Raw genomic sequence first — 16,448 nt, 5'->3', positions numbered from 1 at the left:
TATAGAAATGCAAAAAACCACACATCATATCACGATAGCATTAATTGGAATATTTTTACTCTTTAGCTGTAAATCCGAAGAAAAAGAAACCGTAACAAAACCAAATATTCTGTTCATCATGTCGGATGATCACACCTCACAAGCATGGGGCATTTATGGTGGTATTTTGCAGGATTATGTTCAAAACAAAAACATTAAACGATTGGCTGAAGAAGGTGTGGTTTTAAACAATGCCTTTTGCACCAATTCCATTTGCGTACCAAGCAGAGCAAGTATTCTTACGGGACAATTCAGTAATAAAAATGGGGTTTACACCCTAAGTGACGCCTTAAATCCCGATAGTTTAAACATTGCCAAAGTGCTGAACAAAAACGGCTATCAAACGGCCATTATTGGTAAATGGCATTTAAAAAAAGAACCTTCTGGCTTCGATTATTACAACATTTTGCACGACCAAGGTCGGTATTGGAACCCTATTTTAAGAACTGCTGAAAATTTTAACAAAGCACCTGAAGCCTGGGATGTGCACGAAGGGTTTTCAACCGATGTGATTACACAATTATCCACAGATTGGCTGGACAGAAGAGACCCAAACAAACCGTTTATGCTTATGACGCATTTTAAGGCAACGCACGAGCCTTTTGATTTTCCTGAACGTTATAACAATTTGTATAATGATGTTGAAATTCCAGAACCAGCTTCATTATTTGACTTTTCGCCTAAAACAACCGGACGGAGCTTTGTTGGCCAAAAATTAGAGAATTTAGCATGGAGATACGAACAAGCCTCAAACGATCCCGAAAAATGGTGGTGCAAATATCCCGGTTTGCCTTTTTACACCAATGAAATGGACAGCATATCTGCCCGTAAAGCAACCTATCAAAAGTTTATTAAAGATTTTATGCGTTCCGGGGCAGCCATTGATGATAATATTGGAAAGCTTTTAGATTATTTGGAAGCTTCAGGTTTAGCCGAAAATACCATAGTAATTTATACCGCAGATCAGGGTTATTTTTTAGGCGAACACGGTTTTTTTGACAAACGCTTAATTTATGAAGAATCGCTCCGTATGCCTTTTGTAATTAGGTATCCCAAAGAAATTGCTGCAGGAAAACGTTTAGACGATATTATTTTAAATATCGATTTTCCAGCATTGTTTGCTGATTATGCGGGTATTGAAAAACCTAAATCCTTTCAAGGCCAAAGTTTTCGCAACAACTTAAAAGGCGAAACCCCTGAAAATTGGAGAGCATCGGCTTATTACAGATATTGGACCAATCACACAATTCGGCCTGCGCATTTTGGAATTAGAAATAAACGATACAAACTAGCCCTTTTTTATGGCCATTCTTTAGACATGACAGGTTCATCAAAAGAAAACACCACACCTGCCTGGGAATTTTATGATTTAGAAAATGACCCTAATGAAAATTACAATGCGTATAACGATTCAGCATATTCAGAAATCATAAAAGATATGAAAGTTGAGTTAAAAAAACAGCGGCTAGCTTATGGTGATACCGATGTGCAATATGAACCGCTTCAAGATATTTTTAAAACGTATTGGAAATAAAACCCGCTTTTTATAGTGGAATTTGAGAACGCTCAGCTTTAGGTTTTTCAACTATTTTTATGATTAATTACGCATAAATTTTAAGCGCTATTAAAAACAAAAAGCACCTTCAAAAAAAATGAAAGTGCTTTTCTCTTCAAATAAATAATAAAGTTTAGACAAACTTTATGCTTTTTTCTATTTTTTGGTCCATTACCTTATAGGCTTTGTTTACTGTCCTTTTCATTAATAGCGAAACAAATAGGGCTATCATAAATAAGCCCGCAAAGACCTCTAAAGTGGTATCCAATGAGCCTGTTGTGTTTTTAACCCAATCGTAAATTGTAGGGCCAACAACACCAGCTAATGCCCAAGCTGTTAATACCATGCCGTGGATTGCACCTAATTGTTTTGTGCCAAATAAATCGCCCAAAAATGCCGGTAAAGTTGCAAAACCGCCACCATACATGGTAATTACGGTAAACAAAACGACTAAGAATGTTAATTCCATGGAAATTTTTGGTAAGAAATAAAACGCCAATATTTGGAAGGCGAAGAATACAATATAAGTGTTTGCGCGTCCTAAATAATCTGAAAGACTAGACCACAAAATGCGTCCTACGCCATTAAATACACCTATTAAACCAACAATGGCTGCGGCTTCCATGGGTGTGTAATTTAATTTTTCCTGCATCATTGGGCTTGCTGACGATATGATGGCGATACCACATGCTATGTTTATAAACATCATTATCCAGATGTAATAAAAACGAGAAGTCTTTAATGAAGCATTGGCATCAATGTTAGAAATATCGGCTTTTATAGTTTTACCTTCACCGGGTTTAAAACCGTCCGGTAAATAGCCTTCTGGCGGTCTTTCAATATATCTGGCAGAAGACAATATTAAAATCATATAAATAATTCCTAAAATATAAAAGGCATTGGATACGCCAACAGCATCAAATAGCGATTGCATAACAGGGCCGAAAATTAAGGCCGCAAAACCAAACCCCATAATGGCCATTCCTGTGGCCAAACCACGTCTGTCTGGAAACCATTTTACCAATGTGCTAACAGGTGTTATGTAGCCAATACCCAAACCAATACCGCCAATAACGCCGTAACAGAGGTAAAACAGCCATAAAGATTCCAATTGAACTGCTAAACCAGAACCTAAAATACCTACGCCATAAAAAATCCCTGCTGTGGTACCACTTATTCTTGGCCCAACTTTTTCAACCCAGCGCCCCAAAAATGCTGCGGATAAACCTAACAATAAAATGGCGATTTTAAAGGCCCATTTAATAACGCTGCCATCAACATCAAAAATATCTTTTACGGGATTTGTCATTACCGAATAAGCATAAACAGATCCAATTGAAATATGAATCCCAACAGCCGAAGCAGCAATTAACCAACGGTTTTTTAGTTTTTGTGTTTGCATAATTTTTACAATTTAAGTGTCCGTTTTAAAACACTTTTAATTAATCTTTACTTCTTTAAAATAATTTTTCAATAAGTCTTGGGCCGCTTGTAATTCTTCTTCGGTGTTTTCGCGAGCATCCTTAAGCTCGTAATCCCAACCCAAAGCTTCCCATTTATGGATACCTAATTTATGATACGGCTGAATTTCAATTTTCTCAATGGTTTTATAATCTTTGAAATGATTCCCCAAAGCATGCAAAATTTCCGGGTTACTAGTAATTTCCGGAATTAAAACATAGCGCAACCACATTTTTTTACCTGAATTTTCTCTGTGCTTTGCTAGATTAAAAGCAATTTCCTTTACAGGTTTGCCGGTGATGTATTTATAACCCGATTCCGTCATGTGCTTGATATCCAACATGATTAAATCCGCATAATCGTCTAATAATTCTTTTGAAAAATGATTTAATATTCTACCATTGGTATCAATATTGGTGTGGATGCCTTCTTCTTTCAATCTTTTAAAAAAAGGAATTAATGCTTTTGATTGCAATAAAGGTTCGCCACCAGAAACGGTAACACCGCCTTTTTTTCCGAAGTACGGTTTCATTTTAAGCGCCATTTGCACCAACTCTTCAATATCATATTCTTTACCTCCCGAGGTTTCAATAGAATCTGGATTATGGCAATACAAGCACTTTAATTTGCACCCTTGCAAGAATACGATAAAGCGTATTCCGGGGCCATCGTGAGTCCCGAAAGATTCGATGGAGTGTACTCTTAATATGTTTTCGGCTGTTTTGATGACTTTAAGGTTTTAATTAAGCACCTGAATAAAATTGACTAACCCATTATTCAGGTGCTTTCAAAATATTAATAATAACTACATAGATTCGTGAAAAGAACGTGTAATAACTTCAAGTTGCTGCTCTTTGGTCAATCTTACAAAGTTTACAGCGTAACCAGAAACACGAATGGTTAATTGTGGATATTCTTCCGGGTGCTCCATAGCATCCAATAAGGTTTCCTTATTCAAGACATTCACATTAACATGTTGTGCATTTCTTGAGAAATAACCATCAAGAATAGTTGCCAAATTCTCTATTTGATCGGTTTTGTCCGCGCCCAAAGATTTTGGTACAATGGAAAAGGTGTTTGAAATACCGTCTTGAGAATCTTCATAATCAATTTTGGCCACCGAGTTTAACGATGCAATCGCTCCGTTAGAATCGCGCCCGTGCATTGGGTTTGCCCCAGGTGCAAACGGTACACCTTTAGCTCTTCCATCTGGTGTTGCCCCGGTTTTTTTACCATAAGACACATTTGATGTAATGGTTAAAACAGACATGGTTGGCTCTGCGTTTTTATAAACCGGTAGTTGCTTTAATTCGTTGTTAAAATCGGCAACCGCAGTTGCTGCTAATGCATCTACTCTATCGTCATCATTACCATAGCAAGGGAATTCGCCTTCAACTTTAAAATCAACCGTTAAACCATCTTCGTCTCTAATGGGTTTTACCTTGGCATATTTTATGGCCGAAAGTGAATCTGCCACTATCGATAAACCGGCAATACCATAAGCAATATCGATGTTGGGGTTGGTATCAATTAAAGCCATTTGTGCTTTTTCGTAATAGTATTTATCGTGCATGTAGTGAATAATGTTCATGGAATCATTATAAACACGTGCTACTTCTTTCATGGCAATTTTAAAGTTGGCCATGACTTTATCGAAATCTAAATACTCGCAGTCGCAAGCCTCAATACCGTTTACGATTTGCACCCCGGTTTCTTCGCAACGACCACCATTTATAGCCAACAATAAGGTTTTGGCTAAATTGGTACGAGCTCCAAAGAACTGAATGGATTTCCCTAATTCTTGATACGACACACAACAGGCAATTCCGTAATCATCAGAGCCTCTGCTTTTTCGCATTAATGCATCATTTTCAAACTGAATTGAAGACGTGTCAATCGATACTTTGGCACAGTAATCCTTAAAGTTTTGCGGTAAATCTTCAGACCAAAGAATCGTCATATTTGGTTCTGGTGATGGTCCTAAATTGTATAATGTGTTTAAAAAACGAAACGATGTTTTGGTTACTTTGGTTCTGCCGTCTTCAAACATGCCACCAATAGCTTCGGTTACCCAAGTAGGGTCGCCTGCGAATATCTCGTCGTAAGCGCCCATTCGTAAATGGCGCACCATGCGTAATTTCATTACAAATTGATCGATGTATTCTTGGGCTTCTTCTTCGGTAATTACACCGTCTTGCAAATCGTTTTCAATATAAATATCTAAGAAAGTAGATACATTACCCAATGACATGGCTGCACCGTCCTGCTCTTTTACGGCTGCCAAATACGCCATGTAAGTCCATTGTACCGCTTCTCTAGCGTTTTCTGCTGGACGCCCTAAATCCAAATTGTATTTAGCGCCAAGGGCAATCATTTCTTTTAAAGCCCTTATTTGCTCTGAAACCTCTTCGCGTAAACGAATTGCAGCTTCAGTCATAGGGCCGGTAATATTTTCTAAATCTTCTTTTTTGGCTTCAATTAAAAAGTTGATGCCGTAAAGTGCCACACGACGGTAATCGCCAATAATTCTTCCACGTGCGTAATTATCGGGCAAACCTGTTAAAAATCCTAAAGAGCGGTATTTTTTAATCTCGGTTGTGTAAGCATCAAAAACACCATCGTTATGGGTTTTAACATATTTTGAAAACAATTCGGTTATGGCCTCATTGGGCTTTACACCTTGCTCAGCCAGTGCTTTTTGTACCACTTTAAAACCACCAAAAGGCTTCATAGTTCTTTTAAGTAGCTCATCGGTTTGCAAGCCAACAATCACCTCGTTTTCCTTATCGATATAACCCGCATTAAAAGCGCTAACTGTTGAAATGGTTTCGGTGTCCACACAGCGTACCCCATTGTTTTGTCTTTCTTCTTTGGTGGCTGCTTTACAAACTTCCCATAACTTTTGGGTTCTTGCACTTGGTCCCACCAAAAATTCGTGCGTGCCGTGGTAAGGCGTAATATTATTTATAACAAAATTTCTTACGTTGACTTTTTCAGTCCAAATCCCGTTTTTAAATTGCTTTACTTCCATTGTTTTATTTTATTAATATGTTGTAAAATCTATGTGTCTTTTAAATATCCAAAGGTAGCTACCACAGTTAATTATAAAACTGACATTTGTCATTAAACGCCCTAAAAACAAGGTGGTTTAAGCGTTTTTATTTACGAAAACGTTTGAAAAAATATCTTTAAAAAACAAAAATTTCAGTGTTTTTATCCAAACATAAAACTTACTTCAACGGAAGCTCGATTTCCATTGTTTTTAATATAAGAAGTATAAGATTTTTATGCATTATTCGCAATAATTAAAAAATCATATCGATTTTTTTAAGCTTTTCTCGATTTTTCTAAAAATTAAATATGTTTATGACAAAAACATGGTTTTTATTTTAACCGTCAACCCATTTATATGGTATTTACTTTGTGTATTTGAAAATCACATTTAATTTCTTACTTTGCGAGACTACTAAGTACACATAGCAAATGACAGAGATTACACGAATTTTCGATTTTCCATATTATCAATTAGAAAAATATAATTTAAAAAAGGCATTTACCACTAAATACGATGGCGAGTGGAAGTCAATTTCATCTCAAGAATACGTAAATCAAGCGAACACGGTTAGCAGAGGATTGTTAAAATTAGGGGTAAAACCAAATGATAAAATTGCGGTAATTTCGTCCACCAATCGCACCGAATGGAATATATTGGATATTGGCATTTTGCAAATTGGCGCTCAAAACGTTCCCATTTATCCTACGATTTGTTCGGAAGATTACGAGTATATTTTAAATCACTCTGAAGCTAAGTATTGCTTTGTATCGGATGCTGAAATCATTAAAAAACTTAACGCCATTAAAGCCAATACCAAACTTAAAAACGTGTATACTTTTGATGAGGTTTCTGGCGAAAACCATTGGAACGAAGTGTTAAAGCTAGGTGAAGATCACATAAACCAAAATGAAGTTGAGGATAGAAAAAAAGCGGTTAAATCCAACGATTTGGCTACCTTGATTTATACGTCCGGAACCACCGGAAAACCTAAGGGCGTAATGTTGTCGCACAGCAATTTAGTTTCAAATGTTTTAGATAGTGAAAAACGTGTACCCTTTGATTACGGCGAATCGAAATCGTTGAGTTTTCTTCCGGTTTGCCACGTTTTTGAACGTATGATTTTATACTTATACCAATACTGTGGTGTAGAGATTTATTTTGCCGAATCTATTGAGGCCATGGGCGACAATCTTAAGGAAATTAAACCCAACGTCATGACGGCGGTACCGCGATTATACGAGAAAGTTTACGACAAGATTATAGCCAAGGGTGCCGATTTATGGGGCATAAAAAAGATGCTTTTCTTTTGGGCGGTAGAGCTCGGTTTAAAATACGAACCCTACGGAAAAAATGGTTGGTGGTACGAAACACAGTTAAAACTGGCCCGAAAACTTATTTTCAGCAAATGGAAGGAAGGTCTTGGTAATAATTTAGATTTAATGGTTTCCGGTAGTGCAGCCTTACAACCTCGGTTAACACGCATATTTGCTGCTGCCGAAATGCCCATTATGGAAGGTTATGGATTAACCGAAACATCGCCGGTAATATCGGTAAACGACCAACGCGATAGCGGTTTTAAAATTGGAACCGTTGGAAAAGTGATTGATAATGTTGAAGTGAAGATAGCTAAAGACGGAGAGATTTTGGTTAAAGGGCCCAATGTGATGTTAGGCTATTATAAAGATGCCGAAAAAACAGCAAGTGTTATGACCGGTGATTATTTTCATACGGGTGATATTGGTGAATTGGACAGTGAAGGATTTTTAAAAATTACCGATAGGAAAAAAGAAATGTTTAAAACCTCCGGCGGAAAATACGTGGCTCCGGCATTAATTGAAAATCGTTTTAAACAATCGCGATTTATTGAACAAATTATGGTAATTGGAGAAGGCGAACGCATGCCGGCAGCTTTAATTCAAATTAATTTTGAGTTTGTTGAAGAATGGGCGAAACGACATAACATTAAATTCAGTTCCTCAAAAGACCTTATTGCCAACGAAACTTTACACGATCGTATTCAGGAAGAAATTGACGATGCCAACAAACATTTTGGCAAATGGGAGCATATAAAGAAGTTTGAAATTACACCAGATTTATGGACCATTGATGGTGGACATTTAACGCCAACCATGAAAATGAAGCGAAAAGCAATTAAAGAAATTTATAAAGATTTGATTGAGAAAATTTATAGATCGTAATTTTTTAAACTCTTATTGTCTTTAATTGTTACCACAAAGTCCGCTGGTTTTTACGCCTAAAGCGGTGTATTCATCGTGAATGGTTTTTAACAGCGAATAATTGTCAAAAGAATCTTGACCAAGTTCCCAAATCATTATGCCTCCAATAGCCTCGTCATAGGCTAAATTAACTTTAGATTTAATCGTTGGGATCCCATTATAAAACGTGGTTCCTACTTGATCTAAATGAGCATTATTTACATCATCTCTAACCATTTGATTATAAGTTACGGCATTAACGGTGTTAGCGTTAACAAAATTGTAGCCATAAAAAGGAACTCCTAGGGTGAGTTTTTCTGCAGAAATGCCTACGGTATTGTTCCAAAAGCGAATCCCTTCTTTTGAAAAATTAAGTGAACTGTGCTGCCCCGGGAATGAGGGCAACCACGGCCCTGTGGCATCATACGACATGATATTGATCATATCAAAAACCCGCAATGCAGCATCGGTAACATGGCTATATCGGGTATGTGGAAAAGCAGCGGTAATTAATTTGTTATGTGCATTTAAAGCAGCATCCAATTCTATCACAAAATCGCTGTAACCTGAAGTTACATGGTTCCACTCCAAATCTACATCAACACCATCTAAATTGTTATCCAACACAAAATTTACAATATTTGAGATAAATGCAGGTCGGTTTGCAGGAATATCAATTAAATCGGACCAATTTGTGGTTTGCTCAACAGTTAAAGCACCACCGGCCAAAGAAACACAAATAATTATATTTGGATTTGCCTGTCTTGCATCCATAACTACTTGGGTAACCGATTCCATGATAACATTCCCGTCTTTATCAGGATTTGCAAAAGCCAAATTCAAATGGGTAAGCTTACAATATTCAATTTTATCACTCAAAGCAAACCTATAATAAGGCAAATACCCCACTACCATCGCTGTTCTGCCATCCGTTTTCGGGTCGTCTTCTTTAGGTACATCGTCTTTACTGCACGACACCACAAACAAAAGCACGGTAAAAAAAAGTAAAATTCTATTTTTCATTCAAATTTGTTTTGGCAGCGTAAAAAACCAAAGATATTATATTATGGTACAAATTACTAGAAGTTGGGTTTTATGATTGGTATTCAATTTTATCAAATTTATTATGCGTGCATAACAAATTTTTTATATATTTGAGCACCAACTACTCTCAAATGAAAGACAAAACGATTGATTACGTGTTAAGAACCACATGGTTAACTGTTCAAAAAATGTACAACGAAGAGGCCTCAAAGTTTGATGCTACCATGGCAGTGGCCTTTACATTATTGAGCATAGACCCTGTTGATGGGACACCTTCAACCGCTTTGGGGCCTAAAATGGGAATGGAAGCTACGAGTTTATCGCGCATATTAAAAACCATGGAAGTTCGTGGTTTAATTGAACGGAAATCAAATCCGAATGACGGCCGTAGCGTACTGATTCATTTAACCGAGTTTGGCAGAAAAAAAAGAGACTATTCCAAAGAGAAGGTCCTCACCTTTAACGAAGCCATTAAAGGAAATATTTGTGAAGAAAAACTAAAGAGTTTTTATGAGGTTGCCGAATTAATCAATGAGATGGTAGCTAATAAAAAAATATACAATCAAAACAACGATAAGTAGAGAAAACACCATGAGCAAACGTAGAATAAAAAAAATAGCCATTATAGGTTCAGGTATTATGGGAAGCGGTATCGCTTGTCATTTTGCCAATATTGGCGTTGATGTTTTATTATTAGACATTATTCCAAGAGAACTTACCGATATTGAAAAAGCCAAAGGCTTAACTTTGGAGGATAAAATTGTTAGAAACCGATTAGTTAACGATGCCTTGGCGGCTTCCATAAAATCGAAACCTGCACCGCTTTACCATCCTTCTTTTAAAAATCGAATTACCACGGGAAACCTTGAAGACGACATTGCCAAAGTTGCAAAGGTAGATTGGATTATGGAGGTTGTGGTTGAGCGTTTGGATATTAAGCAACAGGTTTTCGAAAAGCTTGAAAAACACAGAACGCCAGGTACGTTAATTACTTCGAACACCTCTGGAATTCCAATAAAATTCATGAGCGAAGGGCGAAGTGAAGATTTTCAGAAGCATTTCTGCGGAACACACTTTTTTAACCCTGCGCGTTACCTGAAATTATTTGAGATCATTCCAGGGCCTAAAACAGATGCGTCTGTGCTAGAATTCTTGAATGGTTATGGAGAGCAATTCTTAGGAAAAACTTCGGTAATCGCTAAAGATACGCCGGCATTTATTGGGAATCGAATTGGGATTTTCAGTATTCAAAGTCTATTTCACGCTGTTAAGGATTTAGATTTAACTATTGAAGAAGTCGATAAATTATCGGGGCCGGTAATTGGTCGTCCAAAATCGGCAACCTTCAGAACGGTTGATGTTGTGGGATTGGACACTTTGGTTCATGTGGCAAACGGCATTAGGAAAAACTGTCCGAAAGATGAGCGTTTAGAGTTATTTGAATTACCAGATTTCATCAACAAAATGGTGGAAAATAAATGGTTAGGAAGCAAAACCGGACAAGGTTTTTATAAAAAAGTAAGAAAAGACGATGGGTCTTCAGAGATTCTATCACTAGATTTGAACACCTTAGAATATCGTTCAGCCAAACGCGCAAAATTTGCCACTTTAGAATTAACTAAAACCGTAGACAAGGTTGTTGACCGTTTTAAAATTCTAGTAAAAGGAAAAGATAAAGCAGGCGAATTTTACCGTAAAAGTTTTGCTGCATTATTCGCTTACGTTTCAAACAGAATTCCAGAAATAACGGATGATTTATACAAAATCGACGATGCCATGAAAGCTGGTTTTGGCTGGGAACATGGTCCATTCCAAATTTGGGATGCCATTGGTTTGGAAAAAGGCATTGAATTAATGAAAGCCGAAGGACTTGAACCCAACACATGGGTTCACAATATGTTAGCCGCTGGGTGCACCTCTTTCTATACAGTAAAAAATGGTGCAACCTATGCCTATGATATTCCTAAGCGATCTCATGAAAAAATTCCTGGTCAGGATGCATTTATTATTTTGGATAACATCAGAAAATCGAATGAAGTCTTTAAAAACTCAGGCGTTGTTATTGAAGATTTGGGCGACGGCATTTTAAATGTAGAATTCCAATCGAAAATGAATACCATTGGAGGCGATGTTTTAGCCGGTTTAAATAAAGCGATTGATTTAGCCGAAAAAGATTTTGCGGGATTGGTAGTTGGTAATCAAGCTGCAAATTTCTCAGTTGGTGCAAACATTGGCATGATTTTCATGATGGCTGCCGAACAAGAATATGACGAGTTAAACATGGCTATAAAATATTTCCAAGACACCATGATGCGTATGCGTTATTCTGCCATTCCAACCGTTGCCGCGCCTCATGGCATGGCACTTGGTGGCGGCTGTGAGTTATCGATGCACGCCGATAAAGTGGTTGCTGCGGCCGAAACCTACATCGGATTGGTTGAATTTGGAGTTGGTGTCATCCCTGGTGGTGGTGGCTCAAAAGAAATGGCTTTAAGGGCCCAAGATACTTTTAGAAAAGGCGATGTGCAATTAAATGTGTTACAAGAATATTTCTTAACTATTGGTATGGCTAAAGTGGCAACTTCGGCTTACGAAGCTTTCGATTTGGGCATTCTTCAAAAAGGAAAAGATATCGTAGTTGTTAATAAAGACCGCCAAATTGCGGTTGCCAAACAACATGCGAAATTAATGGCAGACATGGGTTACACCCAGCCTGTAAAACGCACTGACGTTAAAGTACTTGGTAAACAGGCTTTAGGTATGTTTTTAGTAGGAACCGATGCCATGGAAGACAGTAATTACATTAGCGAGCACGATAAAAAAATCGCTAATAAATTGGCCTACGTTATGGCTGGAGGCGATTTATCCGAACCTACTTTGGTTAGCGAACAATACCTTTTGGATTTAGAAAGAGAAGCCTTTTTAAGTTTATGTACTGAACGTAAAACTCTGGAAAGGATTCAACACATGTTAACTAAAGGAAAACCATTGAGAAATTAGAAGCCCATCCTAACCTTCCCAAAGGGAAGGAGATATAACGCTCGAAAAATAATGAATAACAAATAAAAATACCCGTAAAAATTTCTTCCCTTTTGGGGAAGCTAGTAGGGGCTTATTATGAAACAAGCATATATAGTAAAAGCATACAGAACCGCCGTGGGCAAAGCACCAAAAGGCGTGTTCCGTTTTAAAAGAACAGACGAATTAGCTGCTGAAACCATTCAGCACATGATGAAAGAGCTACCGGATTTCGATACAAAACGCATCGACGATGTTATTGTTGGTAACGCAATGCCAGAAGGTTCGCAAGGTTTAAACATGGCTCGATTTATCTCATTAATTGGATTAGATAGTGTGGATGTTCCGGGTGTAACAGTAAATCGTTTTTGTGCTTCAGGCATTGAAACTATTGGTATTGCAACCGCAAAAATTCAAGCTGGTATGGCCGATTGTATTATCGCAGGTGGCGCAGAAAGTATGAGTGCTGTTCCGATGACAGGCTTTAAACCAGAGTTAAATTACGATACCGTAAAAGCGGGTCATGAAGATTATTACTGGGGCATGGGAAACACGGCCGAAGCTGTTGCCAATCAGTTTAAGGTGTCTCGTGAAGATCAAGATGAGTTTGCATATAATTCACACATGAAAGCCCTAAGAGCGCAAGCCGAAGATCGTTTTCAAGACCAAATTGTTCCTATTGAAGTAGAGCAAACCTATTTAGACGAAAATGGTAAAAAAGCCACGAAATCTTACACGGTTACCAAAGACGAAGGACCACGAAAAGGAACTAGTCTTGAAGCATTGGCAAAATTACGACCTGTATTTGCACAAGGCGGAAGTGTTACAGCTGGAAATTCGTCACAAATGAGTGATGGTGCTGCATTTGTAATGATTATGAGCGAAGACATGGTAAAGGAATTAAATCTTGAGCCCATAGCAAGACTTGTTAATTATGCCGCTGCAGGCGTGGAACCGCGGATTATGGGAATTGGCCCCGTAAAAGCCATTCCAAAAGCATTGAAATTAGCTGGTTTAAAACAAGACGATTTAGCACTTATAGAACTAAACGAAGCCTTTGCTTCACAATCTATAGCCGTTATTCGTGAGTTAAACTTAAACTCGGATATCATTAACGTAAACGGTGGTGCCATTGCACTTGGTCACCCGCTTGGATGCACAGGCGCAAAACTCTCGGTACAGCTTTTTGATGAGATGCGTAAACGAAACATGTCAGGCAAATACGGAGCTGTAACCATGTGCGTTGGTACCGGTCAAGGTGCTTGTGGGATATTTGAATTTTTGAATTAAGAATATAGACGAATAGAGTCTAGAATCTAGACTAATTAAACATATTATAACAACAATACACAGTCTAGAATCTAATGTCTAGCTGTCTAGAATCTAAAAATAACAATGGAAGCAAAAGAAAAAGACCTATTAAGAGGCGGACAATTCTTAGTAAAAGAAACTAACTGCGAAGACGTATTTACGCCAGAAGATTTTTCGGAAGAACAAAACATGATGAAAGAAGCGGTTATGGAATTTAACGACCGCGAAATTATTCCTCACAAACCACGCTTTGAAGCAAAAGATTTTGCTTTAACCGAAGAGGTTATGCGTAAGGCCGGAGAACTCGGTTTTCTGGGTGTTGCCGTTCCCGAAGCTTACGGTGGTCTGGAAATGGGTTTTGTATCCACCCTATTGGTTTGCGATTATATCTCTAGTGGCACAGGTTCTTTTAGCACCGCATTTGGAGCGCATACTGGTATTGGCACCATGCCAATCACGCTTTATGGCACCGAGGAGCAAAAGCAAAAATACGTACCTAAATTAGCTACGGGAGAATGGTTTGGCGCTTATTGTTTAACCGAACCCGAAGCTGGTAGTGATGCCAATTCCGGTAAAACCACAGCAACCCTATCCGAAGATGGTAAAAGTTATAAAATCAACGGACAAAAAATGTGGATTTCAAACGCAGGATTTTGTAGTTTAATGATTGTTTTTGCGCGTATAGAAAACGATAAAAACATAACAGGTTTTATTGTAGAAAATGATGCTAGCAACGGCATTACCATGGGCGAAGAAGAACATAAATTAGGTATTCGTGCCTCTTCTACGCGTCAGGTATTCTTCAACGATACGGTTGTACCCGTTGAAAACATGCTGGCCGGTCGTGGTGAAGGCTTTAAAATAGCAATGAATGCCCTAAATGTTGGCCGTATAAAATTGGCAGGCGCTTGCTTGGATTCGCAACGTAGAATCTTAACAACTGCTGTACAATACGCTAATGAGCGTAAACAGTTTAAAACACCTATTTCGGAGTTTGGTGCCATTAAGGTAAAATTAGCTGAAATGGCTACCAGTGCCTATGCTGGTGAATCGGCAACTTATCGCGCCGCAAAAAATATTGAGGACCGCATTGCTTTGCGAGTATCGGCCGGAAACACACATCAAGAAGCAGAGCTTAAGGGTGTTGAAGAATACGCTATTGAATGTTCCATACTAAAAGTTGCCGTTTCCGAAGATGTTCAAAATGCAGCAGATGAAGGCATTCAAATTTTTGGAGGCATGGGATTCTCAGAAGAAACCCCAATGGAAGCTGCTTGGAGAGATGCCCGTATCGCCCGTATTTACGAAGGCACCAACGAAATTAACAGAATGCTTTCAGTAGGTATGTTGGTTAAAAAAGCCATGAAAGGACACGTAGATTTACTTGGGCCAGCGCAAGCTGTACAAGAAGAATTGATGGGCATACCATCGTTTGAAACACCGGATTATTCCGAGTTGTTTTCAGAAGAAAAAGAAATGATTAAAAAGCTTAAGAAAACATTCTTAATGGTTGCTGGTGGAGCGGTACAAAAATACGGTTCGCAATTAGAAGACCACCAACAATTATTAATTGCCGCCGCCGATATATTGATTGAAATTTATATGGCTGAATCTGCAATTTTAAGAACAGAGAAAAACGCAAAGCGCTTTGGCGAAGAAGCGCAATCTGTTCAAATCGCTATGTCTAAATTATATTTGTATCATGCGGTTGACATTATTGAAGAAAAAGGAAAAGAAAGCATCATTTCGTTTGCCGAAGGTGACGAACAACGTATGCTTTTAATGGGTCTTAAACGCTTTACAAAATACCAGAACTATCCGGATATCGTAGATTTACGTAACGAAATAGCTGAAAAAGTAAAGACTGAAAATAAATATTGTTTTTAGTATTCTAAAAACATTGTGTGACTAACTCAAATGAGAAAAGCGCTTAAGAATTAATTTTCTTGAGCGTTTTTTTATTTTACTATCTTTAGAACATCAATCCAATTACAATGAAACTAAATCTGTTTATTTTATTCATTTTATCCCTTTCGGGTTATTCGCAAACCCATACAAAATCACTAAGTGAAAAGCAATCTGAAAACATGGTTCAAAAACACATTGAGCCTTTTAACAATAGAGATTTAGATGAATTTGGTAACGCTTTCGACAACGGTGTTTTAGTGAGCCGATTTCCTAATGACACCATGTATTTTGGACGCGATAAATTAAAGGAAAACTATGCCCATTTCTTTCAAAAAAACAAGAAATCAAATGTAAAAGTGCTTAACCGCATGGTGTTAAACAACATCGTAATCGATGAAGAATTAAGCACTGTAAACCATGCAACCAACAGGCATGTTACCATTTACAAAACCGAAAAAGAAGGGATAAAATCGATGACCTTTATCAATAACGCAAAAACAACCTCAAATCCGGAAGCCATTGTCAACAAACAATTGGAAGCTTACAACAAACGGGATATCGATGCTTTTGTCAACACCTATTCAAACAATATAAAACTGTACAAATTCCCCGACCAATTAATTTCAGAAGGACAAGATGCGATTAAAAAACAGTACGGATCGATGTTTGCAAAAACCTCCGATTTAAATGCCGAAATTGTAAACAGAATGGTATTGGGCAACAAAATAATTGATAAAGAAAAAGTTATGGCCAACGGCAATGTTTTTTACGCTGTTGCCATTTACGAAGTTAAAAACGAGAAAATATATAGAGTAACATTTATTCAATAAACACCTATAAA

The 16,448-nt window shown here is 37.7% G+C and carries 11 protein-coding genes; 7 read left to right on the top strand and 4 right to left on the bottom strand.

Annotated elements, in window-relative coordinates:
• Positions 1-7: 7 nt before the first annotated feature.
• Positions 8-1,573 carry a sulfatase gene (locus tag ACN5J7_RS03510; protein WP_418602760.1) on the top strand — a complete coding sequence of 522 codons (1,566 nt, stop codon included), beginning with the start codon at positions 8-10 and terminating at the stop codon, positions 1,571-1,573.
• 154 nt (positions 1,574-1,727) lie between these two features.
• Here the strand turns inward: ACN5J7_RS03510 and ACN5J7_RS03505 are convergent, their stop codons facing one another.
• The 3 genes from ACN5J7_RS03505 to pflB form a co-directional block, all read right to left on the bottom strand.
• Entirely contained in the window at positions 1,728-2,996 is a 1,269-nt protein-coding gene (locus tag ACN5J7_RS03505; RefSeq protein WP_418602758.1) for an OFA family MFS transporter, read from the bottom strand.
• A gap of 36 nt (positions 2,997-3,032) precedes the next feature.
• A complete protein-coding gene (gene pflA / locus ACN5J7_RS03500) occupies positions 3,033-3,746 on the bottom strand; it encodes a pyruvate formate-lyase-activating protein (protein WP_418602835.1) in 714 nt (237 codons plus the stop codon).
• Between the two features lie 114 nt (positions 3,747-3,860).
• Entirely contained in the window at positions 3,861-6,086 is a 2,226-nt protein-coding gene (gene pflB, locus ACN5J7_RS03495; protein ID WP_418602757.1) for a formate C-acetyltransferase, read from the bottom strand.
• Between the two features lie 452 nt (positions 6,087-6,538).
• On the opposite strand from pflB, the gene ACN5J7_RS03490 reads away from it, so the two are divergent.
• On the top strand, positions 6,539-8,308 hold the full coding sequence (locus ACN5J7_RS03490) for an AMP-dependent synthetase/ligase (RefSeq protein WP_418602756.1): 1,770 nt from the start codon (positions 6,539-6,541) through the stop codon (positions 8,306-8,308).
• Positions 8,309-8,329: 21 nt separating this feature from the next.
• Here the strand turns inward: ACN5J7_RS03490 and ACN5J7_RS03485 are convergent, their stop codons facing one another.
• Complete coding sequence (locus ACN5J7_RS03485) at positions 8,330-9,349, bottom strand: glycosyl hydrolase family 18 protein (protein ID WP_418602755.1); 1,020 nt, start codon at positions 9,347-9,349, stop codon at positions 8,330-8,332.
• A gap of 152 nt (positions 9,350-9,501) precedes the next feature.
• Between ACN5J7_RS03485 and ACN5J7_RS03480 the strand changes: the two genes are divergently transcribed.
• From ACN5J7_RS03480 to ACN5J7_RS03460, 5 genes are all read left to right on the top strand, one after another.
• Positions 9,502-9,951 carry a MarR family winged helix-turn-helix transcriptional regulator gene (locus ACN5J7_RS03480; protein ID WP_418602754.1) on the top strand — a complete coding sequence of 150 codons (450 nt, stop codon included), beginning with the start codon at positions 9,502-9,504 and terminating at the stop codon, positions 9,949-9,951.
• A gap of 10 nt (positions 9,952-9,961) precedes the next feature.
• The gene (locus tag ACN5J7_RS03475; RefSeq protein ID WP_418602752.1) at positions 9,962-12,370 is read left to right on the top strand and encodes a 3-hydroxyacyl-CoA dehydrogenase/enoyl-CoA hydratase family protein; all 2,409 of its coding nucleotides are present in this window, start codon (positions 9,962-9,964) and stop codon (positions 12,368-12,370) included.
• Positions 12,371-12,487: 117 nt separating this feature from the next.
• A complete protein-coding gene (locus ACN5J7_RS03470) occupies positions 12,488-13,678 on the top strand; it encodes an acetyl-CoA C-acyltransferase (protein WP_418602751.1) in 1,191 nt (396 codons plus the stop codon).
• 105 nt (positions 13,679-13,783) lie between these two features.
• On the top strand, positions 13,784-15,586 hold the full coding sequence (locus ACN5J7_RS03465; protein ID WP_418602749.1) for an acyl-CoA dehydrogenase family protein: 1,803 nt from the start codon (positions 13,784-13,786) through the stop codon (positions 15,584-15,586).
• Between the two features lie 107 nt (positions 15,587-15,693).
• Positions 15,694-16,437, top strand: coding sequence for a nuclear transport factor 2 family protein (locus ACN5J7_RS03460; RefSeq protein WP_418602747.1), 744 nt, complete (start codon positions 15,694-15,696; stop codon positions 16,435-16,437).
• Positions 16,438-16,448 lie beyond the last annotated feature (11 nt).

The sequence above is a fragment of the Hwangdonia sp. genome, assembly GCF_048381975.1.
Lineage (GTDB): Bacteria > Bacteroidota > Bacteroidia > Flavobacteriales > Flavobacteriaceae > Hwangdonia > Hwangdonia seohaensis.
This window is presented reverse-complemented; position numbering and strand designations above follow the sequence as displayed.